Source organism: Ruegeria sp. CG11 (genome assembly GCF_056537245.1).
This window is the reverse complement of sequence record NZ_JBQFRE010000004.1, coordinates 284,188-306,564: the sequence shown is the minus strand read 5'-3', so window position 1 is coordinate 306,564 and position 22,377 is coordinate 284,188. Positions and strand designations below refer to the sequence as shown.

At 58.5% G+C, this 22,377-nt stretch carries 25 protein-coding genes; 13 read left to right on the top strand and 12 right to left on the bottom strand.

The annotated features are described in order from the left end of the window. Positions 1 to 91: 91 nt before the first annotated feature. Positions 92 to 493, bottom strand: a complete 402-nt coding sequence (locus ACR0KW_RS12845) for a DM13 domain-containing protein (protein ID WP_480805335.1) — start codon at positions 491 to 493, stop codon at positions 92 to 94. A gap of 198 nt (positions 494 to 691) precedes the next feature. Between ACR0KW_RS12845 and hslU the strand changes: the two genes are divergently transcribed. The 3 genes from hslU to ACR0KW_RS12830 all read left to right on the top strand — a co-directional run bounded on the left by hslU (position 692) and on the right by ACR0KW_RS12830 (position 4,413). Continuing rightward, the gene (gene hslU / locus ACR0KW_RS12840) at positions 692 to 1,999 is read left to right on the top strand and encodes an ATP-dependent protease ATPase subunit HslU (protein ID WP_480805334.1); all 1,308 of its coding nucleotides are present in this window, start codon (positions 692 to 694) and stop codon (positions 1,997 to 1,999) included. A gap of 96 nt (positions 2,000 to 2,095) precedes the next feature. Beyond that, positions 2,096 to 3,196, top strand: a complete 1,101-nt coding sequence (locus ACR0KW_RS12835) for an alpha/beta hydrolase (protein ID WP_480805333.1) — start codon at positions 2,096 to 2,098, stop codon at positions 3,194 to 3,196. Continuing rightward, positions 3,193 to 4,413 (top strand): MFS transporter, encoded by a 1,221-nt coding sequence (locus tag ACR0KW_RS12830; RefSeq protein ID WP_480805332.1) that lies wholly within the window; start codon positions 3,193 to 3,195, stop codon positions 4,411 to 4,413. The genes ACR0KW_RS12835 and ACR0KW_RS12830 overlap by 4 nt, the downstream gene beginning before the upstream one ends. On the opposite strand, the gene ACR0KW_RS12825 is transcribed toward ACR0KW_RS12830, so the two are convergent. The 3 genes from ACR0KW_RS12825 to ACR0KW_RS12815 are packed head-to-tail and all read right to left on the bottom strand — an operon-like array spanning position 4,410 to position 6,693. Beyond that, positions 4,410 to 4,997 (bottom strand): Smr/MutS family protein, encoded by a 588-nt coding sequence (locus ACR0KW_RS12825; protein ID WP_480805331.1) that lies wholly within the window; start codon positions 4,995 to 4,997, stop codon positions 4,410 to 4,412. The genes ACR0KW_RS12830 and ACR0KW_RS12825 overlap by 4 nt on opposite strands. Continuing rightward, complete coding sequence (mltA, locus tag ACR0KW_RS12820; RefSeq protein WP_480805330.1) at positions 4,997 to 6,037, bottom strand: murein transglycosylase A; 1,041 nt, start codon at positions 6,035 to 6,037, stop codon at positions 4,997 to 4,999. The genes ACR0KW_RS12825 and mltA overlap by 1 nt, the downstream gene beginning before the upstream one ends. Further along, a complete protein-coding gene (locus ACR0KW_RS12815) occupies positions 6,034 to 6,693 on the bottom strand; it encodes a Tim44/TimA family putative adaptor protein (RefSeq protein ID WP_480805329.1) in 660 nt (219 codons plus the stop codon). The genes mltA and ACR0KW_RS12815 overlap by 4 nt, the downstream gene beginning before the upstream one ends. A gap of 107 nt (positions 6,694 to 6,800) precedes the next feature. Between ACR0KW_RS12815 and ACR0KW_RS12810 the strand changes: the two genes are divergently transcribed. Together ACR0KW_RS12810 and secB are read left to right on the top strand one after the other, a co-directional pair. Then, positions 6,801 to 7,289, top strand: a complete 489-nt coding sequence (locus ACR0KW_RS12810) for an FxsA family protein (protein ID WP_480805328.1) — start codon at positions 6,801 to 6,803, stop codon at positions 7,287 to 7,289. Between the two features lie 64 nt (positions 7,290 to 7,353). Beyond that, the gene (secB, locus tag ACR0KW_RS12805) at positions 7,354 to 7,851 is read left to right on the top strand and encodes a protein-export chaperone SecB (protein ID WP_170444774.1); all 498 of its coding nucleotides are present in this window, start codon (positions 7,354 to 7,356) and stop codon (positions 7,849 to 7,851) included. 27 nt (positions 7,852 to 7,878) lie between these two features. Here secB and dnaQ read toward each other — a convergent pair whose 3' ends face one another. The 4 genes from dnaQ to ACR0KW_RS12785 are packed head-to-tail and all read right to left on the bottom strand — an operon-like array spanning position 7,879 to position 10,613. After that, positions 7,879 to 8,601, bottom strand: a complete 723-nt coding sequence (gene dnaQ / locus ACR0KW_RS12800; protein WP_480805327.1) for a DNA polymerase III subunit epsilon — start codon at positions 8,599 to 8,601, stop codon at positions 7,879 to 7,881. Next, positions 8,594 to 9,187, bottom strand: a complete 594-nt coding sequence (gene coaE / locus ACR0KW_RS12795; RefSeq protein WP_480805326.1) for a dephospho-CoA kinase — start codon at positions 9,185 to 9,187, stop codon at positions 8,594 to 8,596. Before coaE ends, dnaQ begins: the two co-directional genes overlap by 8 nt. After that, the gene (locus ACR0KW_RS12790) at positions 9,184 to 10,017 is read right to left on the bottom strand and encodes a shikimate dehydrogenase (protein ID WP_480805325.1); all 834 of its coding nucleotides are present in this window, start codon (positions 10,015 to 10,017) and stop codon (positions 9,184 to 9,186) included. The genes coaE and ACR0KW_RS12790 overlap by 4 nt, the downstream gene beginning before the upstream one ends. Then, positions 10,014 to 10,613: a Maf family protein gene (locus ACR0KW_RS12785; protein WP_480805324.1), complete on the bottom strand. Its 600-nt coding sequence runs from the start codon at positions 10,611 to 10,613 to the stop codon at positions 10,014 to 10,016. The genes ACR0KW_RS12790 and ACR0KW_RS12785 overlap by 4 nt, the downstream gene beginning before the upstream one ends. 404 nt (positions 10,614 to 11,017) lie before the next feature. Between ACR0KW_RS12785 and ACR0KW_RS12780 the strand changes: the two genes are divergently transcribed. The 7 genes from ACR0KW_RS12780 (at position 11,018) to ACR0KW_RS12750 (ending at position 18,380) form a co-directional block, all read left to right on the top strand. Continuing rightward, positions 11,018 to 11,467 (top strand): CopD family protein, encoded by a 450-nt coding sequence (locus ACR0KW_RS12780; protein WP_480805323.1) that lies wholly within the window; start codon positions 11,018 to 11,020, stop codon positions 11,465 to 11,467. 122 nt (positions 11,468 to 11,589) lie between these two features. Further along, positions 11,590 to 12,861, top strand: a complete 1,272-nt coding sequence (rho, locus tag ACR0KW_RS12775) for a transcription termination factor Rho (protein WP_480805322.1) — start codon at positions 11,590 to 11,592, stop codon at positions 12,859 to 12,861. Between the two features lie 30 nt (positions 12,862 to 12,891). Beyond that, entirely contained in the window at positions 12,892 to 14,178 is a 1,287-nt protein-coding gene (gene mnmE / locus ACR0KW_RS12770; RefSeq protein ID WP_480805321.1) for a tRNA uridine-5-carboxymethylaminomethyl(34) synthesis GTPase MnmE, read from the top strand. A 12-nt stretch (positions 14,179 to 14,190) separates the two neighbouring features. Beyond that, complete coding sequence (mnmG, locus tag ACR0KW_RS12765; RefSeq protein WP_480805320.1) at positions 14,191 to 16,059, top strand: tRNA uridine-5-carboxymethylaminomethyl(34) synthesis enzyme MnmG; 1,869 nt, start codon at positions 14,191 to 14,193, stop codon at positions 16,057 to 16,059. Further along, positions 16,056 to 16,670, top strand: a complete 615-nt coding sequence (gene rsmG / locus ACR0KW_RS12760) for a 16S rRNA (guanine(527)-N(7))-methyltransferase RsmG (RefSeq protein WP_480805319.1) — start codon at positions 16,056 to 16,058, stop codon at positions 16,668 to 16,670. Before mnmG ends, rsmG begins: the two co-directional genes overlap by 4 nt. Further along, positions 16,663 to 17,466: a ParA family protein gene (locus ACR0KW_RS12755; RefSeq protein WP_480805318.1), complete on the top strand. Its 804-nt coding sequence runs from the start codon at positions 16,663 to 16,665 to the stop codon at positions 17,464 to 17,466. The genes rsmG and ACR0KW_RS12755 overlap by 8 nt, the downstream gene beginning before the upstream one ends. A gap of 20 nt (positions 17,467 to 17,486) precedes the next feature. Then, positions 17,487 to 18,380, top strand: coding sequence for a ParB/RepB/Spo0J family partition protein (locus ACR0KW_RS12750; protein WP_480805317.1), 894 nt, complete (start codon positions 17,487 to 17,489; stop codon positions 18,378 to 18,380). On the opposite strand, the gene ACR0KW_RS12745 is transcribed toward ACR0KW_RS12750, so the two are convergent. From ACR0KW_RS12745 to rph, 4 genes are read right to left on the bottom strand one after another with little or no spacing between them, the layout of a single operon-like run. Beyond that, entirely contained in the window at positions 18,370 to 18,723 is a 354-nt protein-coding gene (locus ACR0KW_RS12745) for a YbaN family protein (protein ID WP_170430733.1), read from the bottom strand. The two genes, ACR0KW_RS12750 and ACR0KW_RS12745, sit on opposite strands and share 11 nt — an antisense overlap. Before the next feature lie 3 nt (positions 18,724 to 18,726). Beyond that, a complete protein-coding gene (hemW, locus tag ACR0KW_RS12740; RefSeq protein WP_480805316.1) occupies positions 18,727 to 19,881 on the bottom strand; it encodes a radical SAM family heme chaperone HemW in 1,155 nt (384 codons plus the stop codon). Beyond that, positions 19,871 to 20,485 (bottom strand): RdgB/HAM1 family non-canonical purine NTP pyrophosphatase, encoded by a 615-nt coding sequence (gene rdgB, locus ACR0KW_RS12735; RefSeq protein ID WP_170326128.1) that lies wholly within the window; start codon positions 20,483 to 20,485, stop codon positions 19,871 to 19,873. Before rdgB ends, hemW begins: the two co-directional genes overlap by 11 nt. Next, entirely contained in the window at positions 20,482 to 21,195 is a 714-nt protein-coding gene (gene rph, locus ACR0KW_RS12730; RefSeq protein WP_480805315.1) for a ribonuclease PH, read from the bottom strand. The genes rdgB and rph overlap by 4 nt, the downstream gene beginning before the upstream one ends. Before the next feature lie 112 nt (positions 21,196 to 21,307). Here rph and hrcA point away from each other — a divergent pair, with 112 nt between their 5' ends. Next, positions 21,308 to 22,372, top strand: coding sequence for a heat-inducible transcriptional repressor HrcA (gene hrcA, locus ACR0KW_RS12725; RefSeq protein ID WP_480805314.1), 1,065 nt, complete (start codon positions 21,308 to 21,310; stop codon positions 22,370 to 22,372). Positions 22,373 to 22,377: the final 5 nt, after the last annotated feature.

Here is a 22,377-nt window from a genome sequence, read left to right as displayed (position 1 = left end):
GTTCCAATACCTTGGGGCGAGTGTAACAGACGATCGCTTTGTTACCTAACGGGGTATCAGAGGCCGGGGGGGCGGCCTCTGACCAACGCGTTTACTTCAGAGAAGCAACACCCAGCGGCACACTGGCGACCTCGCACCAGATGTACACTTCGTTATAGCCCGACACATCCATGGTCGGCGGCACCGCATAGGATTGCTTGCCGGTCAGATGCAGCAACGCACCCAGTTTGCTGTCGGGTGCATAGGCGCCGTCCTTGCCAAAGGCCACACGCGGATCAGGGCCGCCGTCCAGCGAGAAGTCGTCGCCCAGTTCTACGATGTAACGGTCGCCATCTTTAACCAATTTCACCGAGCCGCTGGTGATGTGGTTCGAACGGCCCTCAAACGTGCCTTTCTTCTTGGCGCCACCGGCCAATGCAGCACTTGTGCCGGCCAAAGTCAGGGCCGTCCCGGCGGCAGCAGCTTTCACAAAAAGCGAACGACGAGTCATCATGATGCGTATCTCCGTTGATAAATGCAGGCAGCTTTGCCCGTCGAGAAAAGTTATGCCGCAGCGCATGCGCGGAAGGCGATTCACATCACCACGAAAATGCGTGTGCTTACCGTGAGTTGGCGTGATGTTTCCGTGATCGGCTTGTGTTTTCGCGCTGTATGATTAGGTTCCGCTGCGAAACAGACGGATAGATTTGACATGACCGACCTGACCCCGCGCGAGATCGTCTCGGAACTGGACCGCTTTATTATCGGACAGAAAGACGCCAAACGCGCCGTGGCCGTGGCGCTGCGCAACCGCTGGCGGCGCAAGCAACTGGCCGATGACATCCGCGATGAGGTATACCCGAAGAACATCCTGATGATCGGCCCCACCGGCGTTGGTAAAACCGAGATCAGCCGCCGTCTGGCCAAACTGGCCCGCGCGCCCTTCATCAAAGTCGAAGCCACCAAGTTCACCGAGGTTGGTTATGTCGGCCGTGACGTGGAACAGATCGTCCGTGATCTGGCCGATGCCGCCATCATCCAAACCCGCGAATTCATGCGCGAGGATGTGAAGGCCAAGGCACACCAGGCGGCCGAGGACCGGGTGATCGAAGCCATCGCCGGTGAAGATGCACGCGAGGGCACGCGTGAGATGTTCCGCAAAAAGCTGAAAGCAGGTGAGCTGGACGACACGGTGATCGAGCTGGAGCTTTCCGACAGCTCAAGCCCGATGCCCATGTTCGACATTCCGGGTCAGCCCGGCAGCCAGATGGGCATGATGAATCTGGGCGATATCTTCGGCAAAGCCTTCGGCGGGCGCACCGTCAAGAAACGCATGACCGTCGCCGAAAGCTATGATGCGCTGATCGGAGAAGAGGCTGACAAGCTGTTGGACGACGAAACCGTCAACCGCGTGGCGTTGGAGTCGGTCGAACAGAACGGCATCGTGTTCCTGGATGAGATCGACAAGGTCTGCGCCCGCGCCGAAGCACGCGGCGGCGATGTCAGCCGCGAAGGCGTGCAGCGCGACCTGCTGCCTTTGATCGAAGGCACCACCGTCAGCACCAAGCACGGCCCGGTGAAAACCGACCATATCCTATTCATTGCTTCAGGCGCGTTCCACATCGCCAAACCCTCGGACCTGCTGCCGGAATTGCAAGGTCGCCTGCCGATCCGTGTCGAACTGCGTGCGCTGACCGAAGAGGATTTCGTGCGCATCCTGACCGAAACCGACAACGCCCTGACCCTTCAGTACACCGCCCTGATGGGCACCGAAGAGGTCACCGTCAGTTTCACCGAGGACGGGATCGCAGCACTGGCACGCATCGCCGCGAATGTGAACCAGACCGTTGAGAATATCGGCGCGAGGCGGCTCTATACCGTGATGGAGCGGGTGTTCGAGGAGTTGTCCTTCACCGCCCCTGACCAGGCCGGGGCCGAGATCACCGTGAACGCGCAGTTCGTGGACGACAATCTGGGTGAGCTGACCAAGTCGACCGACCTCAGCCGTTACGTTCTGTAACACGGCCAGCCGGTTTTTGCCGTTCCCTTTGCCCCATGTCACTGGACGTGGGGCCAGAAATCGATAGCTTGGCGCAAAAGGTTCCGAGGGTTCTCCGTGCTGCGCTATTTTATCCTTTTAGTTGTTTCCTTGTTTTTGGCCGCCTGTGTCGACCGGACAATCACGGAAACCGTGCCCTCGGCCCTAACCGTTGGCACACCCCAAACCGTGTTTGCCAGCACGACCCGCGCCCGCGAAGCGGACGGGTCATACGGTTTCCAACGGGGCGAATCACTAAAGTTTCTGGAAACCAAGGTTTCGATCCCGCCAAACCACACGCCGGGAACGCTGAAGTTCTCCTACGCCAACCCGAATCCGCAAAAAGAATTCGTGCTGGCGGGCATAACTGAACTGGACGGGCCACAGGGATTGCGGGAACACCTGCGTGGACAGGACGACGTCACGATCTTTGTGCACGGCTATAACTCGACCCAGACGGAAACCATCTTCCGCGCAGCGCAGTTGTCCCATGACATCGGCCTTCCCGGACAGATCCTTGTGTATTCCTGGCCCAGCCGGGCGACGGGGTACGGTTATGCCTACGACTTGGACAGTATGCTGTTCGCCCGCGACGGGTTGGAACAAACCATCCGCGAACTGAAATCCATGGGTGTCAGGCGTGTCATTCTGGTGGCGCATTCGATGGGCAGCGCCCTGTCGATGGAGATGATGCGGCAGGCCGAATTACAGGAACCCGGCTGGGCCAAACGAAACCTCGAAGGGGTTATTCTGATCTCGCCCGATCTGGATGTGGACCTGTTCCGCTCGCAGATGAAGCGGATCAAGTCGCCCCCCGATCCGTTTGTGGTCATGGTGTCTCAGAAAGACAAGATCCTGAACATCTCGGCCCGCCTGCGCGGAACGGCCGAGGGCGAGCGGTTGGGCAATATCAGCTCAATCGGCGCGCTGGCTGAGTTTCCCATCAACGTCATCGACACCACGGCGTTCAACAGCGATGCTCAGTCCTCGCATTTCGTGGCTGCGACCTCTCCGGCATTGCTGGCTATCCTCAGTTCGGTCCGCCGCGTCAGCAGTACATTCGGCCCGGACGAGCGCCCCGGAATTGACGTTCTGGTGCCGCGCAGCCAACGCAACCCGGATGGCGCGACCGAGATTGTACTGACGGAAACCGGCGAGGCCGAGGTGATCACTCCGTGACGCCGTTCAGCCTGCGTCGGTATCTGATCGATAATGCGAACTGGCTGAGCGCGGGTATCCTTCTGACCTTTCTGTCCAGCTTTGGGCAGACCTTCTTCATCTCGATCTTCTCGGGCCAGATCCGCGCTGAATTCGGCCTAGGTCACGGATCGTGGGGCGCGATTTATTCGCTGGGAACCACGGTGTCCGCCGTGGTGATGATCTGGGCGGGGGGGCTGACCGATATCTTCCGCGTTCGGGTACTGGGGCCGGTGGTTCTGAGTGGTCTGGCGCTTGCGACCTTGGCGATGGCGACGAACAGCGCGCTGTTTCTTCTGCCCTTCGTGATCTTTCTGCTGCGCCTGTTCGGGCAGGGGATGAGCATCCATCTGGCCCAGGTCGCCATGGCGCGCTGGTTCACCGCGACCCGGGGCAAGGCGCTGTCCATCGCCTCGTTGGGCTATGCGATCGGGGAATCCCTGCTGCCGCTGATCTTTGTGGCCGCGATGGCTTTTTTGGACTGGCGCTGGTTGTGGGTGATTGCCGCGGGGGTGACAATCCTGAGCATCCCGGTTCTGATGGGGTTGCTACGGCAGGAGCGCACCCCGCAGAGCCTCTCCGGCGACCACACCGCCACCGGCATGCAGGACCGGCACTGGACCCGCCGCGCGGCGCTGCTCCATCCGCTGTTCTGGTTCATGGCACCTGCGATCCTGGGGCCATCGGCCTTCATCACCGCCTTTTTCTTTCATCAGGTCCATCTGGCCGCGGTCAAGGACTGGCCACATATCCAACTGGTCGCCCTGTTTCCGGTCTTCACCGGCATTTCGATCCTGTCGATGTTTGCGGCGGGCTGGGCGTTGGATAAATGGGGCACCGCACGGATCATGCCGTTCTACCAACTGCCCATGGCGGTTGGTTTTGCCATCCTCTCGGCCGTCGACACGATAAGTGGCGCCCTGATCGGCCTGATCTTTCTGGCCCTGACCGTTGGCGCCAACAACACCCTTCCCAGTGCGTTTTGGGCCGAGTTCTACGGCACACGGCACATCGGCGCGATCAAAGCGCTGGCAACGGCAGTGATGGTTCTGGGATCAGCTATCGGCCCGGCGCTGACCGGAGTGCTGATCGACCGGGGTGTTTCGCTTGGAACTCAGTTCCTTTGGATCGCCGTCTTCTTTGTGCTGGTCTGTATATTGGCCTGGATCGGTATCCGCCACGCCCGGACCGAGTTCTAGCGGGTGCGTCGCAGATAAACGTAATAGGCCCCGTCTCCACCATGGCTGATATGCGCAGGCGTGACCTGCAGCACCGCCTGCGCCAGCGGCGGGATCGACAGCCAGTGTGGCACGTTATTTCGCAGCACTCCGCGCGGGGTTGGGATCGGGCCGGGCTCATCCCGGTCCTTGCCCTTGCCGGTCACCACCAGAACCAGCCGCTTGCCCTGCGCTTGCGATGTCAGAACAAACCGGATCAGCGCCGGATGCGCCGTGTCGACCCGCATCCCGTGCAGGTCCAGCTTTCCTTCAGGCTTGAGCTTGCCACGTTTCATCCGCCCAAAGGCCTTGGTGTCCATCTGCACCGGGCTGGCCCGTAGATTGTCAGTGACCGAGGGTTTCAACGCGTGGCGCGAAGGCTTGCTTGGTGCATTCTGGCCAACCTCAACCCCCTCCAGCCGGAACTTCGGCGCTTTGGTCGGTTTGGGCTTGGGCAGGGTGGTCGGATGCACCGATTGCGGCAGCTCGGGGTGCAGGCATTCGGCCTGTTTGGTGACCTTACGCCACAGCTCAATCTCTTCAGCGGTCAGTTTGCGGCGGGGCATCAGAATTCATCCGGGATCAGGGCATAGGCGCGCTGGATCGGCAGCAGCAGGATCATCCGGCCCGGATCTTTCAGGCGTCCGGCGGCCTGACCCGCCTCATCCCCGGTGCCAAAGAAGATATCCGCCCGCTGCGCGCCTTTGATGGCGGCGCCTGTATCCTGCGCGATCATCAGCCGGCGCAGCGGCTCCTTGCCGTCCTTTTCCACCCAGACCGGAGCGCCAAGCGGCGTATAGGCCGGATCGGCAGCGATACTGCGCATGGTGGTGACGGAGCGGTTCATCGCACCCAGCGGCCCAAACTCAGGCGCAACGCGGGTGACCTCACGGAAGAACACGTAAGAGGGATTGTGGAACAGTAATTCCGCCCCGGCTTCGGGGTTCTTGCGCACCCAGGCCTTGATCATCTGGGCGCTGACCTGATGCGCCGCCAGCGCGCCCTGCCGGATCAATTCCGAACCGATGGACCGATAGGGATGCCCGTTGGCCCCGCCGTAACCCACCCGCAAAGCCCCGCCACCGGCCAGGCGAATACGGCCCGAGCCCTGGATCTGCAGAAAGAACAATTCGACCGGGTCATCGACCCAGGCAATCTCTAGTCCCCGGTCGACCATCGCATCCCCGGTCAGGATTTCCCGGCGGCTGAGCCAGGGCCCTTCGGCCCGCGCCTCAGGCGGCATTTTGTAGATCGGGTATTTGAAACGGTCGGTCCGGGTGCGTGATCCGTCCAGTTCGGGTTCGAAATACCCGGTGAACAGTGCATCCTTGCCGTCTTCGACCAGAACCGGGCGGAAGAACAGCTCAAAGAAGGATCGCGCGGCATCGGCCTCATATGTCCGCGCCACGCTGCATAGCGCGCGCCAATCCGGATCATCCAGATCGCCGCATGTGTTCAGAAAAACCGAAAGGGCCGCCCCGTGATCATCAGCGGCCCAGCCCTCAAGGTCATCAAACGACAGGATAGAGCGCGTCACCTCGGCTCCGGCGGCGCTTGCGGTGGTCATCGCGCCCACCAGTAAGAGCGACCGGAGTGCGGCAATCATGCGTCCGTGGCAACAAGCAGCCAGTTCGGATCGTCCGAGCCCATGACACGGGCAAAGGTCCAGCTGTCCTTTTGGCGTTTGACGGTGTTCGGGCTACCTTCGATGATGTCGCCGCCGCGATCCCGCACGACCGAGGTCAGCTCACCCACGAATTTCATGGTGATCTCGGCCTGATTGGTATCCTTGTCGAACTTCGCATCGGCCAGCGAGGTTTCGCGGACACCGATGAACTCGGCTTCGATGGTCAGACCCTGATCTTCCCGATCAGCGACGACCGAAACGAAGGTGTCAAACACCTCTTCGGACAGGAAAGGCTGGATCTCGTCCAGATTTCCTTTTTCGAACCCCATGACGATCATTTCGTAAGCACCGCGCGCGCCTTGCACAAATTCACTGACCGAGAAGCTGGGCTCAACCCGCTTCATCGCGGCCAGGGTCTGTGCCTGCTCGCTGTCTTCTGCGACATGGTCGGTGATGTCGTGATCCGGGCCCCCTTCGATCACCTCGAACCCGCGACGGGCATTCTGAGTATCGGGCTGCTGTTTCACGGGTGGTTTCTCAAAACCCTCACGCGTGCCCAGCACGCTTTTCAGGCGCAGGATCAGGAAAATGGCAATTCCGGCAAGGACCAGCAACTGAATCATCGGTTCGTTCATTTCATCCTCTTTTCAGACTGCGGCTTTGTATACGCAGCCTCATGCCACTATGTAGGTGACAGTTCGTGGCAAGTCCACCGCCCGGCCTCTTGTAAAGGATAACGCAAATGTACCTGTTCTTGGCATTTTTATTGGTCCCGATCATCGAGATTGCCCTGTTCATTCAGGTGGGCGGTCTGATCGGCCTATGGCCGACCCTTGCGATTGTGGTGCTGACGGCCGTTCTAGGCACCGCTTTGGTCAGGACACAAGGTCGCATGGCCTTGGCCAATTTGCAGCGATCCTTTGCCGAACTGGACGACCCGACCGAACCGCTGGCCCATGGCGCGATGATCCTTCTGTCCGGTGTTTTGCTACTGACGCCCGGTTTCTTCACCGATGCCGTCGGCTTTGCACTGCTTGTCCCAGGCATTCGGGTGGCCGTTTTCCGCTATCTCAGGTCGAAAGTTACGATCACGCAGTTCCAGATGGGCACCGGGGCGCAGTTCCGGTCCGGACCGCAGTCGTTTGAAGATGACGTGATCGACGGCGAGTTTACCGAGGTTCGGCCGCGTCAGGACCCATCAAAGCCATCCAAATGGGTCGAAGGCCCGTGACCTGCATTGAGGTGCCGCGCCCAACTTGCTAAGCAGTGGCGAATTTCATTTTCGGAGTAGATCCATGGCTGACGAAAGCCCTGCAGAAAACACCGCGGCACAGGCCGCCCCGCAAATTCAGATGCGCGTTCTGGGACAGTTCATTCGCGATATGTCCTTTGAAAACGTGATGGCGCAAAAAGGCGTGTCGGGTGACGTTCAGCCCGAGATCGCGGTTCAGGTGAACCTGGATGCGAAAAAGCGTTCGGTCGAGCATCAGTACGAGGTGGCGATCAAGCTGAACCTCAAGTCGAAAGCCAAGGGCATGGAGGACGTTCTGTTCCTGTGCGAGATCGACTATTGCGGGCTGTTCCACATCGAAGGCGTGGCCGAAGATCAGCTGCACCCCTTCCTGATGATCGAATGCCCGCGGATGCTGTTCCCGTTCCTGCGCCGCATCGTCAGCGACATCACCCGCGACGGTGGCTATCCGCCGGTGAACCTGGACAACATCGATTTCGTCTCGCTGTACCGCAACGAATTGATGCGTCGTCAGGCCGAAGCACAGAAAGCCGAAGCTTAATCTGTACGACCCGCGCCGGGATTGGTCTCAGGCGCGGGTCCACAGGGCGTTTTCGCCCAGTTTTCCGACAAATTCCTCATGCGCCGCGCGTTCTGCGTCGGTGATCTTTGACGCCAGTGGTGTCGGGCGCGCTGTTGGTCGCCAGTCATCCTGACCACCTGCGCCCGATGACGCGGATGTCGATAGTCCGAAATCCGGCTGCCGCCCGCCGATCAGTTCCAGATAAACCTCGGCCAAAATCTCCGAGTCGAGCAACGCCCCGTGCAGCACCCGGTTGGTATTGTCGATATTGAACCGCCGGCACAACGCATCCAGCGAGGCGGGCGAACCGGGAAACCGTTTGCGCGCAATCGCCAGCGTATCCAGCGCCTGATCCATCGGAATCTGCGGCAGTCCCAACCATCTGAGTTCCGCGTTCAGGAATTTCATGTCGAAAGATGCGTTATGGATGACCAGCTTGGAATCCTGGATGAAGTCAAGAAAGCCCTGACCCACCTTGGCAAAGACCGGCTTGTCTTTCAGCGTAACCTCGCCCTTTTCCGGCGGGCGCGGGGTTTCCAGCAGGTCGGGGCCGATCCCGTGTACACCAAACGCCTCTTCGGGCATGGATCGTTCGGGGTTGATATAGACGTGATAGGTCTCGCCCGTGGCCACGTGGTTCCACAGCTCAACCGCGCCGATTTCAACGATCCGGTCGCCGCTTTCGGGGTCAAACCCCGTGGTTTCGGTATCGAGTACAATCTCACGCATCTGCCAGCCCCGCCCGTATCTGCCTGACCACATCCTGCACCTGCGCGCGGGCGTGGTCCAGCGTATCCGTCACGATCACATAGTCCGACCGCGCGCATTTTTCCTCATTCGGCATCTGCTTGGCGCGGATCTGTTCAAATTGCGCCTCGGTCATGGTGCCGCGCTCCATCACGCGGCGCTTTTGTTCATCGGCCGGGATCGAGACGCAGGCAACCGCATCCATCGCCGCATCGCCGCCGGTTTCAAACATCAGGGGAATGTCGAAGACCAGAATATCTGCCTTGGTCTGTTCCCGGAACGCCGCGCGATCCGCAGCCACCAGCGGGTGTACGATGGCTTCGATCTGTTTCAGTGCAGATGGGTCCTGCGCGATGATTTTCTTAAGCGCATTGCGGCTGACTGCGCCATCGAAAATCGCGTCCGGAAAAGCCGCGTGCATCGGCTCAACAGCCGCTCCGCCCCTTGAATAGAGTCTATGTACGGCCGCATCCGCATCCCACAGCGCGCAGCCTTCGTCCACGAACATCTGCGCCGTGGTGCTTTTGCCCATCCCGATCGAGCCCGTCAGGCCAAGCGCGAAACTCATCCCAAAACCGCCGCGCGCAGATCATCGGTCACTTCGGGGCGGGTGCCGAACCAGCGTTCAAACCCGGGCACCGCCTGATGCAGCAACATGCCCAACCCATCCACCGTGGTACAGCCGGCCTCTTCTGCCACTTGCAGCAGATGGGTTTTCAGCGGCGCATAGACCAGATCGGTCACAACGGCACCGGGTTGCAGCCCATCCAGTGGCACCCGCAAATCCGGCTGCCCCAGCATTCCCAGAGAGGTCGTGTTGACCACCAGCTCGGCGTTTTCGATGACATTGCCCGCTTGCAGCCAATCGACCACGATAACCCGATCACCAAATTCCTTCTGCAACTGGTCTGCACGGGCGCGGGTGCGGTTGGTCAGCAAGATCTGAGGCACGCCAGCGTCCAGCAGGCTCTGTATCACCGCCCGCGCCGCGCCGCCTGCGCCAAACACCACGGCCGGGCCATCCGAGGGCGTCCAGTCCGGCGCACCGCTGCGCAGGTTCTCCAGGAACCCATAGCCGTCGGTATTGTCCGCGTGGATCGTGCCGTCCTCGTGAAACACCAGAGTATTCGCCGCACCGATGACCGAGGCCCGCTCGGACACATGGTCAGCAATGCGCAGCGCGGCCTCTTTATGAGGAACCGTCACATTAGTGCCGACGAACCCGGCCTTGGGCAGGGACCGCAGAACGGTCTCAAAATCTTCGGGGGCTACGTCCATCGGGACGTAATGCCCATCCAGACCGTATTTCTTCAGCCAATGGCCATGCAGTTTCGGAGATTTGGAATGCGCAATCGGGTGCCCGATTACACCGGCCAACGGAATACGGTTATGCGTCATTGATCGATCACCCCTTTGACGGCCAGAAAATTGAGCAGTTCCAACAGGGGCATACCCAAGACATTAAAATAGTCGCCGTCAATGGTGGCGAACAAGCGAACGCCTTCCTCTTCCAGCTTATAGGCGCCGACTGCGTGACGAATGCTGTCCCAGTTACGGTCAATGTAGTCGCGCAGATAAGCGTCCGAGCTCATCCGCATCCGCAGGCGCACCTGACCCACATGGCGCCAGATCGGTTCGCCATCCCGATAGATCACCGCCGCCGACAACAGCATATGCCGCTTGCCTCGCATCATCTTGAGTTGAGCCAGAGCGTCTTCGGGCGTTTCGGGCTTGGACAGCAACTGCCCGTCGAAATCCAGCACCTGATCGCAGCCCAGAACCATCGCCCCGGGGGTTTTGTCACTGACCTTACGCGCCTTCATCTCGGCCAGCGCGTCGGCGATATCGCGGGGCGGGGCACCTTCGGCCAGCAGCGCGTGTTTCATGGCATCTTCGTCCACGCGCGCGACCTGAACGGAAAACGGCACGCCTGCGTTTTCCAGCAGCTGCGCGCGAATGGATGAGCCCGAGGCCAGGATGATGGGGACAGACATGTGGAAAACCCCGTGTGCAAATCGTTGAGCGTTCTGGGACGGTTTGTATGGTTTTCAGATTGACACGCAACCCCGGGAATTTCGCGCAAAACTTCCCTGAGTCGCTCGAACGCTGTCCATCCGGGACAAGGATAAGTCTAACAGGTGGGATAAGCGGGAACTCCACAGATACCCCGGGATTTATCCCCAGAAAGATCCCAGAAGATGACTTCTAAATATTTGAAAATAGTAACTTAATTATGAAATTCACAGAATCGCACCCCTGAACCGGAAAACTTTCCACCTGGGGAAAACACATGTGTAAAAAAGTAATCCACGGATTTTGTTCACCCTACAAAACCATCTTCCTTTTTCTTTTCTTATTTTTTTATTAGGGAGAGTTCCGAGCAACGCCCGGAGCCAGAATGACCGATCTTCTTTTCACGATTTACCCGTGGGTGAAGTCTTTACACATCATGGCCGTGATCTCGTGGATGGCGGGCCTGTTCTATTTGCCCAGGCTGTTCGTCTATCACGTAGAAAAGGCACAGGCAGTCGACGGGGCTGAAACCATTTTCTTTGAAATGGAAGATAAATTGCTGCGTGTGATCATGCGACCAGCGATGTACGTGGCATGGGTGTGCGGGCTTATCATGGTCTTCACACCTGGCATTGTGGGCTGGGACTGGTCCTGGCCCTGGGTCAAGGGCGCAGCGGTGCTTGGGATGACCTGGTTCCATCATTGGCTGATGGCACGGCGCAAGGACTTCGTAGAGGGCCGAAACAAGCTCACTGGGCGGCAGTATCGCATGATGAACGAGGTTCCGACCATTCTGATGGTTGCCATCATTCTGGCGGTCATTCTGAAGTTCTGAGGGCCTGTTTGACTCCGACGACCGTCGCGCTTATGTAGAGGTCAACACGCCCGTCCGGGCGGCGTATCTTCCGTACTGAAATTCCACTTCGTGCCGCGCTGTCAGCGGTGAAGGTATATATCATGACATCTGAAGCCCTGAATCTGGCCGACCTGAAGGCCAAAAGCCCCAAAGACCTTCTGGCGATGGCCGAAGAGCTGGAGATCGAAAACGCCTCGACCATGCGTAAAGGCGAGATGATGTTCCAAATTCTGCGCGAACGCGCGGATGAGGGCTGGACCGTTGGCGGCGACGGCGTGCTTGAGGTTCTGCAGGACGGCTTCGGCTTTCTGCGCTCGCCCGAGGCGAACTATCTGCCGGGTCCGGACGACATCTATGTCTCACCCGACATGATCCGCCAGCACTCGTTGCGCACCGGAGATACGGTCGAAGGTGAGATCAAGGCACCGGACGATAACGAACGGTACTTCGCGCTGACCAAGGTCACGATGATCAACTTCGAGAACCCTGAGAAGGCGAAACACAAGATCCTGTTCGACAACCTGACGCCTCTGTACCCGGATGAGCGTCTGAAGATGGAGATCGAAGATCCCACCATCAAGGACAAGTCTGCCCGTGTGATCGATCTGGTCGCACCCATCGGTAAAGGTCAGCGTTCGCTGATCGTGGCGCCGCCACGGACCGGTAAGACGGTGATCCTGCAGAACATCGCGCATTCGATCGAACAGAACCACCCGGAGTGTTATCTGATCGTCCTGCTGATTGACGAACGCCCGGAAGAGGTGACCGACATGCAGCGCTCTGTGAAAGGTGAGGTTGTATCCTCGACCTTCGACGAACCGGCGACGCGCCACGTGGCTGTGTCGGAAATGGTGATCGAAAAAGCCAAGCGTTTGGTCGAGCATAAACGAGATGTTGTTATTCTTCTTGATTCGATCACAAGACTTGGTAGGGCGTTTAACACCGTGGTGCCGTCCTCGGGTAAAGTTTTGACCGGTGGTGTGGACGCAAACGCGCTGCAACGGCCCAAGCGCTTCTTTGGTGCCGCGCGGAACATTGAAGAGGGTGGTTCGCTGACCATCATCGCAACCGCCCTGATCGATACCGGCAGCCGGATGGACGAAGTGATCTTTGAAGAATTCAAAGGCACCGGTAACTCGGAAATCGTCTTGGATCGGAAAATCGCAGACAAGCGCGTGTTCCCGGCCATCGACATCCTCAAGTCCGGCACCCGGAAAGAGGACCTGCTGGTCGACAAGGGCGATCTGGCCAAGACCTTCGTTCTGCGTCGTATCCTCAACCCGATGGGGACCACTGACGCAATCGAGTTCTTGCTGTCGAAGTTGAAGCAAACGAAGACGAATGGCGAGTTCTTCGATTCGATGAACACCTGACACAGGTCTTAACTGACGCGAGGCCTTCGAATGGATACGATATTCGCCTTGGCCAGCGCACAAGGCAAAGCAGGGGTGGCGGTTATCCGCCTCTCAGGCCCTTTGGCGCATTCTGCTGCGGCTGACTTGGCCGGTAGCCCGCTGCCGCCTCGTGGTATGCGGGTGCGTTCCTTGCGCGCAGCTGATGGCTCGCGTTTGGACGATGGGTTGGTTCTGACCTTCCAGGCACCAGCCAGTTTCACCGGTGAAGAGGTGGCCGAGCTGCAAATTCATGGCAGCACCGCGTCGGTCAACGCAGTGATGCGCTGCCTGTCCGATACGGATGGGCTGCGGCTGGCAGAACCCGGAGAGTTCACGCGCCGCGCGTTAGAAAACGGTAAGATGGATCTGACCCAGGTCGAAGGTCTGGCCGACCTGATCGATGCCGAAACCGAGGCACAGCGGAAACAGGCGCAGACCATTCTGGCCGGGGAACTGGGCGGATTGGCCGAGCGCTGGCGCCGTGATCTGATCCGGGCGGCGTCGCTGTTGGAAGCCGTCATCGATTTTGCCGACGAAGAAGTGCCAACGGACGTCACACCAGAAGTGCGGACATTGGTGACCGGCGTCATGCAGGACCTTCAGCGCGAAGCCGAGGGCGTGAAGATTGCCGAACGCATCCGGACTGGGTTCGAAGTCGCAATTGTTGGCCTGCCAAATGCGGGCAAGTCGACCTTGCTGAACGCCTTGGCCGGGCGCGAGGCCGCGATCACCTCGGAATACGCGGGCACGACCCGCGATGTGATCGAGGTTCGGATGGACTTGGCCGGTCTGCCGGTAACGTTGCTGGATACGGCCGGGCTACGCGAAACTGAGGATCATGTCGAAAACCTAGGAATCGAGCTGGCTCGCAAGCGTGCCGATGCGGCTGATCTGCGCGTGTTTCTGACCGAAGACCCCACAGAGCTTGGCGTTCAGATGATGGACGGCGACATTCAGATGTTGCCGAAATCCGATCTCCGTGAGGACGGAAACGGCGGGATTTCCGGAAAGACAGGGCAGGGGATCGATCAGCTAATCTCCCACATATCGTATGTTTTGAGTAAGCGATCTACCAGCCATGGTATTGCAACCCGTGAACGGCATCGCGTCGCACTGAATGATGCCAGGGTCGCATTGGGCGCGGCGATGACGGTTCTGGAATCAGGCCCGGACTTGTATGATATCGCTGCCGAAGAACTGCGCACGGCGATCCGTGCCTTGGAAACATTGGTCGGCAGGATCGGGGTCGAAGACCTTCTGGATGAGATATTCTCCAGTTTCTGCCTGGGTAAGTAGGGAGTGTTTCACGTGAAACATTCGAAATTTGATGTCGTTGTTGTCGGCGCCGGTCATGCCGGTACCGAAGCTGCTCATGCAGCCGCGCGGATGGGAGCTGAGACGGCATTGGTCACTCTGTCCGCATCTGATATCGGTGTAATGTCCTGCAACCCCGCCATCGGTGGATTGGGTAAAGGCCATTTGGTCCGTGAAATCGATGCGCTGGATGGCGTTATGGGCCGGGTCGCGGATCAGGCCGGCATTCAGTTCCGACTACTGAACCGCCGTAAAGGTCCTGCCGTACAGGGCCCCCGAACCCAGGCCGATCGCGCGCTGTACCGGGCCGCCATGCAAAAAGAGACGCAGGCGCAGGATCGTCTGTCGGTCGTGGTCGGAGAGGTTGTCGACTTTCTGATGGACGGGCACAAGGTGGTGGGGATCAGGCTGGCGGATGATTCTGAAATCCACGCCGGCGCCGTTATTCTAACTTCGGGCACGTTCTTGCGCGGCATTATCCATATCGGCGATGTTTCCCGGCCAGGGGGGCGGATGGGGGATCGGCCCTCAGTCAAGCTGGCAGAACGGTTGGACAGTCTTGATCTGCCGATGGGGCGTTTGAAAACCGGGACACCGCCACGGTTGGACGGTCGGACAATAGACTGGTCCGAACTTGAACGTCAGGACGGAGACGACGACCCCACGCTGTTTTCCTTCCTCTCCACGTCCGTTGTCGCACCACAGATTTCCTGCGGAATCACGCATACAAACGCGCACACCCATGAGATCATCGAAAAGAACCTGTCTCGATCCGCTATGTATGGGGGGCATATCGATGGGGTGGGGCCCAGATATTGTCCTTCGATCGAGGACAAGATCGTGCGATTTGCGGAAAAGGACTCGCATCAGATCTTCCTTGAACCCGAAGGGGTTGATGATCACACCATCTATCCCAACGGTATTTCGACGTCTTTGCCTCAAGATGTACAGCAAGACTACGTGCACTCAATCAAAGGGCTTGAGAATGCCGAAATCCTGCAGCCTGGTTATGCAATTGAATATGACTATGTCGATCCCCGTGTTTTGACATCGTCGTTGTCCTTGCCCGAAGCGCCGGGGCTATATCTTGCGGGTCAAATCAACGGTACTACAGGATATGAGGAAGCCGCAGCGCAAGGACTTGTCGCGGGACTGAATGCCGCGCTGGCTGCGCTTGGGCGAGATCCCGTTCATTTCACCCGGGCCGACAGTTATATCGGCGTGATGATCGACGATCTGACCACACGCGGTGTGGCGGAACCGTACCGTATGTTCACCTCACGAGCCGAATTCCGATTGTCCTTGCGGGCGGACAATGCGGACCAACGGCTGACACCCATGGGTATCGATCTTGGATGTGTCGGTGAAGAACGCCAAACCCGGTTCGGCGAGAAGATGGATAAACTCACCTCTGCGAAATCCATGTTGACGGATCGTACATACACGCCGAAAGAGGTGCGTGCTGTTGCAATTAACGTCAATCAGGACGGTAATCGACGGGATGGTATGGCTATTTTAGCGTTCCCAGACGTCTCGTTTGATGATCTGGTTTCTCTTGTCCCTGAGTTGGAAGAGGTCGAAACAGATATCCGGCTTCAGGTTGAGCGGGACGCGCTTTATGCAAACTACATCGCGCGCCAGCAAAAGGACGTCGAAGCGATGAAGCGCGATGAATCCTATGAAATACCGCGGGATTTCGACTATTCCTCTCTGGAAGGTCTGTCATCCGAGATGAAACAGAAGCTTTCTCAGGCCCGACCGGTGAACATCGCTCAGGCCGGGCGCGTCGAAGGGGTGACACCAGCCGCACTTACGTTGCTGTTGGCCAAGTTGAGGCGCGGGCAAAAGGTACGCAAGGCATGAGCCACGAGATCTTTGATGGTTTGAGTGTTTCACGTGAAACATTCGAGCGGCTCGAGACCTATGTTGATCTGGTGCAACGCTGGAATCCCAAGATCAATCTGGTATCCCGCAACAGTTTAATGGACATCTGGACGCGGCACATTCTGGATTCCGTACAGGTTTACCGCTGTGCAGATGCGTTCAAAACCTGGGCGGATTTGGGCAGCGGTGGTGGATTCCCTGGTATGGTCTGCGCGATCATGGCCATAGAGGAAGCGCCAGAGGCCAAATTCACCTTCGTGGAAAGCGATCAGCGCAAATCGGCGTTCCTGCGCAGCGTGGCACGGGAATGCGGCGCAAATTGCACTGTCGTTTCAAAGCGAATCGAAACCGTTGAGCCGCTACAAGCAGACGTCCTTTCTGCGCGGGCGCTTGCTGATCTTAAGACATTATTGTCATTTTGTGACAGACATTTAGCAAAAACCGGTACTGCTCTGTTGCCGAAAGGTGCAAGCTGGAAAAAAGAGCTGGAAGCCGCTCGCGAGGAATGGAATTTCGAGTGCGAGCCGATTACAAGTTTAACTGAACCCCAAGCTGTTATCCTAAGGATCAAAGGAGTATCGCGTGGTTGATCTGTCTCGTCCCTCAGGGCCCCGGATAATTGCGGTTGCCAATCAAAAGGGTGGGGTGGGAAAAACGACGACGGCGATCAATCTGGCCGCAGGTCTGTCCGAAGCGGGGTGCAGGGTTCTGGTTGTTGATCTCGATCCGCAGGGAAATGCGTCAACCGGGCTGGGTGTCGAGGACCGGGACTGGACAACCTACGATCTGATCCTTGACGATGCGCCGCTTGAGGCGGTGGTGCAAGAGACGGAGATTGAAGGTCTTTTCGTGATCCCCGCGACCGTGGATCTAAGTTCGGCTGATATTGAACTGATTTCCAATGAAAAGCGCAGCTATCTTTTGCATGACGCATTGCGGCAGACGTCAATTGACAAGTTTGAGCTTGATTTTGTGCTTATCGATTGCCCGCCTTCGTTGAACCTACTGACTGTAAACGCCATGGTTGCGGCCCATTCCGTTCTGGTTCCGCTGCAGAGCGAGTTCTTTGCGCTTGAGGGGTTGTCGCAACTGATGCTGACGATACGAGAGGTCCGTCAGACCGCCAATCCGGACCTCAGAATCGAAGGTGTTGTGTTGACCATGTATGACAACCGCAACAACTTGTCCCGTCAGGTCGAAAAAGACGCGCGTGACAATCTGGGTGAGATGGTATTTAAAACCAAGATACCCAGAAATGTGCGGGTCAGTGAGGCGCCGTCATACGCTTTGCCGGTTCTGCAGTATGACTCGGGCTCGTTGGGGGCGATGGCGTATCGGCATCTGGCGCGCGAAGTCATCCATAAGAACAAGAAAGCCGCCGCCTGAGCGGCAGTGAGGAGGGCTCAGTGGCCGTCAAGAAATCAAAACCCCGAGGATTGGGCCGCGGATTGTCAGCCCTGATGGCAGATGTGACGCAGGAGGCCGAAGGTCTGGCCCCGTTGGAACCACGTCGGCCGGACATGAAAGTCCCGATTGAAAAGCTGCGTGCCAACCCGAACCAGCCACGTCGGAGGTTTTCATCGGATCAGCTGGATGAGCTTGCGGCCTCGGTCAAAGAAAAGGGTATCATCCAGCCGTTGATCGTGCGGGAAATCAACGGCAAAGAATACGAAATCGTGGCCGGTGAGCGCCGTTGGCGTGCCGCCCAGATGGCGCAGCTGCACGATATTCCGGTCATCGTCCGTGATTTTGACGATACAGAGGTGCTAGAAGTCGCGATTATCGAGAACATTCAGCGTGCAGACCTGAATGCCGTTGAAGAGGCGGCGGGCTACAAGCAGCTGATGGACCGGTTCGGCCATACACAGGAGAAACTTGCCGAAGCCCTGGGCAAAAGCCGCAGTCACATCGCAAACCTGCTGCGTTTGTTGTCTCTGCCGCTGGACGTGCAGACGCTGGTGATAGAAGGAAAACTGTCTGCCGGCCATGCGCGGGCGCTGATTACCGCAGAAAATCCGTCGGAACTGGCGAAAGTCGTTGTGCGGGACGGATTGTCAGTGCGTGCCACGGAAGCGCTGGTGAAGAAGCAGAACGGTGATCCGGCCAAGGCTGCGCCGCGCTCCAGAAATCTGAATGCAGGTAAAGATGCGGACACACGGGCGCTTGAGAAGGACCTTTCCGCGATTCTGGCGATGAAGGTATTGATCAATCACAAAGCCGGAACCGAAACCGGACAGGTGGTTTTGACTTATGAAAACTTAGATCAGTTGGACGATCTTTGCGCCAAGCTCAGCCGTTAGGACGGGTCCAGATAAAGATCATCACCGCGCTCAGCACCACGGCCTGAATGATCAGGACATGTGAGGGCAGGGCCAGCAGAATTGACAATCCAAACACGGCGGCGATCGAAAGGGTCGCCGCCTTTTTTGCGCCCGGACGAATGGCGCCAGAGCTTTGCCAATCCACGATCAACGGTCCGAACGAGCGGTGCGTGATCAGCCAATTATGCAAGCGCGAGGACGATCGAGCGAAGAAAAACGCCGCCAAAAGCAGAAACGGCACCGTTGGCAACAGGGGCAGAACAATGCCCACCATCGCAAGCCCGACGCAGATCAATCCCAGAATGGCCCAGATATATTGCATTATCTATCCCAACAATTCCCGGATCACTGCGTTCAGAACCGCTCGTCCGTCTTTGGTGGCAATCAGCCGTCCGTTTGTCAGATCGATCATGCCGAATTCAACCAGATCAGACAGCTTATCCTGCGGTAGAGCTTGGTCCGACAATGCGTTGAACCTATCAATATCTAGCCCTTCAGTAACCCTCAAACCCATCATAAGGTATTCATTTGCCTGATCTTGCGGAGAAAGCGCTGTGCGTTGTTTTTCTCCGGACCCGTTTTCAACGGCGTTCAGCCACGCGCTTGGAGACAGATAGGTTTCCGTCGCCAATTTTCGACCGTTCAGTGTGATGCGCCCATGCGCCCCGGGTCCGATACCGACATAATCGCCATAGCGCCAATAGATCAGATTGTGCTGCGATTCCGCGCCGGGCCGTGCGTGGTTTGAAACCTCATAGGCAGGCAGGCCGTGCGCCTCGCAGATCTCTTGCGTGGCCAGATACATGTCGGCGGCGCTGTCATCCTCTGGCAAGCCGCGCAGTTTGCCGACGGCATAGCGGTCACCGAACGCAGTGCCCTCCTCAATGGTCAGTTGGTACAATGACAGGTGGTCGATGGCCATCGACAGCGCCTCGGTCAGTTCCGCGCGCCAGGCGTCTGGGGTTTGATGCTGCCGGGCGTAGATAAGGTCAAAGCTCACCCGGTCAAAACAATTGCGGGCGATGTCAAAGGCGGCGCGGGCCTCGGCCACGGTGTGAATGCGGCCCAGCCGGCGCAGGTCTTCGTCGTTCAGGGCCTGTACACCCATCGAGATGCGATTCACCCCTGCATCGCGATAGGCGGCAAAGCGACCAGCCTCGACCGATCCGGGATTGGCCTCGAGCGTGATTTCCATGTTGTTGGCAGGCCGCCAAAGTGCGCGAGCCTCGTCGATGACGGCGGCGACGGTGTCGGGCTCCATCAGGGATGGGGTGCCGCCGCCAAAGAAGATCGTATTCAGGACGCGGTCAGGGGTTTCGGCAGCCGAGCGGCGTAATTCGCGCAGATACGCGTTAAGCCATTGTTTTTGATCAATATTTCTTGAAACATGGCTGTTAAAATCGCAATAGGGGCATTTGGCCTCGCAAAAAGGCCAATGCACGTACAGGCCAAAGCCCCCGTTGCGCCAATCATCCGCCAAAGCAGCCTTTCACGAACATCTCCACCGCGCGACCGCGATGGCTAATCTTGTTCTTTTCCCAGCGATCCATCTCGGCAAAGGTAATGTCGTACCCGTCGGGGACAAACATCGGGTCATACCCAAACCCGCCTTCGCCGCGGATCGGCCAGACCAAGTGACCAGGGGCGATGCCTTCGAACACCTCGTCATGGCCGTCCGGCCAGGCCAGAACCAGCGTGCTGCGGAACTGTGCGGTGCGGGGATGGGCGGCGTTCTTTGCCTCCAGCTCATTATGGGCGCGGGTCATCGCCATCAGGAAATCGCGGCCATTGCCGGTTTCGGCCCAATCGGCGGTGTAAACGCCGGGCGCGCCGTCCAGCGCATCGATGGTGATCCCGGAATCGTCCGACAGGGCAGGCAGGCCGGTCGCCTTGGCTGCGGCATGAGCCTTGATCCGGGCATTGCCGACAAAGGTATCCTCGGTCTCTTCCGGCTCGGGCAGGTTCATCTCTGCCGCGCCAATGACCGTCACGCCAAAGGGTTCGAGGAGATGCGCCATCTCCTCGAGCTTGCCTTTGTTATGCGTGGCAACCAGCAGCTTGTCGCTGTCGAACTTGCGGGTCATGCGGTGGCGGCCTTTTGCGCTGCGGCCAGTTCCGCCACACCTTTTTCGGCCAGATCCATCAGCTGATCCATCTGGGCGCGGCTGAAGACCGAACCTTCGGCGCTCATCTGAACTTCGATCAGTTTGCCGGAACCGGTCATGATAAAGTTGCCGTCGACGCCAGCTTCGCTGTCCTCGGGGTAGTCCAGATCCAGCACCGGCTGACCGGCGTAAATACCACAGGACACGGCCGCTACAGGGTCTACCAAGGGGTTAGAGATCACGTCACCCGCCTTCATCAGCTTGTTCACCGCCAGACGCAGCGCAACCCATCCGCCGGTGATCGAGGCGCAGCGGGTGCCGCCATCGGCCTGGATCACGTCACAATCGACGGTAATCTGACGCTCACCCAGCGCAACCCGATCCACACCGGCACGCAGGGCGCGGCCGATCAGGCGCTGGATTTCCACGGTACGGCCGCCTTGTTTGCCGCTGGCGGCCTCACGGCGCATCCGCGTGTTGGTCGCACGGGGCAGCATGCCGTATTCGGCGGTAACCCAACCCAGGCCCGAGCCCTTGATAAAGGGCGGCACGCGATCCTCGATCGTGGCGGTGCACAGCACATGGGTGTCGCCCATTTTGATCAGGCAGGAACCTTCGGCATGTTTGGTGAACCCCGTTTCGATTGAAACGGCGCGCATTTCGCTTAAATCTCGTCCTGAGGGTCGCATGGGAAATCCTTTGTTTGCTGGGTTGGGGATAACGCCCTGCGGCGTTACGATGCAACCCCGATTGACCTTTCATTTGCCTGCGATTTAATGACGACCCAGCAGGGGGCCGCTGATGAGCGAAGCAAGCAAAATTCTGAACGAGATGAACGACCGGTCGCGTGAGGTGTTCCGGCTGATCGTCGAAAGCTATCTGGACAGCGGTGAACCCGTTGGCAGCCGCACCCTGACTCGCACCCTGTCGGAAAAGGTCAGCGCCGCGACGGTCCGCAACGTAATGCAGGATCTGGAGTTTCTGGGTCTTTTGGACAGTCCGCATGTCAGTGCCGGGCGGATTCCGACGCAACAAGGGCTGCGGATGTTCGTCGATGGGCTGCTTGAGGTTGGCGATCTGGGCGCGGATGACCGGCAGAAGCTGGATGAGACATTAGGCTCTAACGCGGGCGATGTGGGCGGAATGCTGGACCGCGTGGGCGCGGCATTGTCACATGTGACACACGGGGCCTCACTGGTTCTGACGCCCAAGCATGAATCCGAGATCAAACATATTGAGTTCGTTTCTCTGGCCCATGACCGTGCGCTGGTGGTTCTGGTGTTTGCCGATGGACATGTTGAAAACCGCCTGTTCACGCCACCACCGGGGCAAACACCCAGCTCGATGCGCGAGGCGGCAAATTTCCTGAACGCGTTGATCGAGGGTCGCACGCTGAGCGAAGTGCGCCGTCAGATGCAAACGCAGATCGATGCCCGCAAGCAAGAGATCGACGCGCTGGCGCGGGCGATGGTCGAAAGCGGTATGGCCGCCTGGGACGGGGACGGAGGCGACTCGGCCCGTCTGATCGTGCGTGGACGGGCGAATCTGCTGAATGAACCGGGTCAGGAAGAGGAACTGGACCGAATCCGAAGCCTGTTTGACGATCTCGAACGCAAGCGTGACATCGCCGAATTCCTTGAATTGACCGAAGAAGGCGAGGGTGTGCGCATTTTTATCGGCTCTGAGAACAAACTTTTCTCACTTTCGGGTTCCTCTTTGGTGGTGTCTCCATATATGAACGCTGATCGAAAGATAATCGGTGCGGTCGGGGTCATCGGGCCCACGCGTCTGAATTATGGACGGATCGTGCCGATCGTGGATTATACGGCGCAACTGGTCGGCAAGCTGATATCCGACCGGAGCTAGAGGGT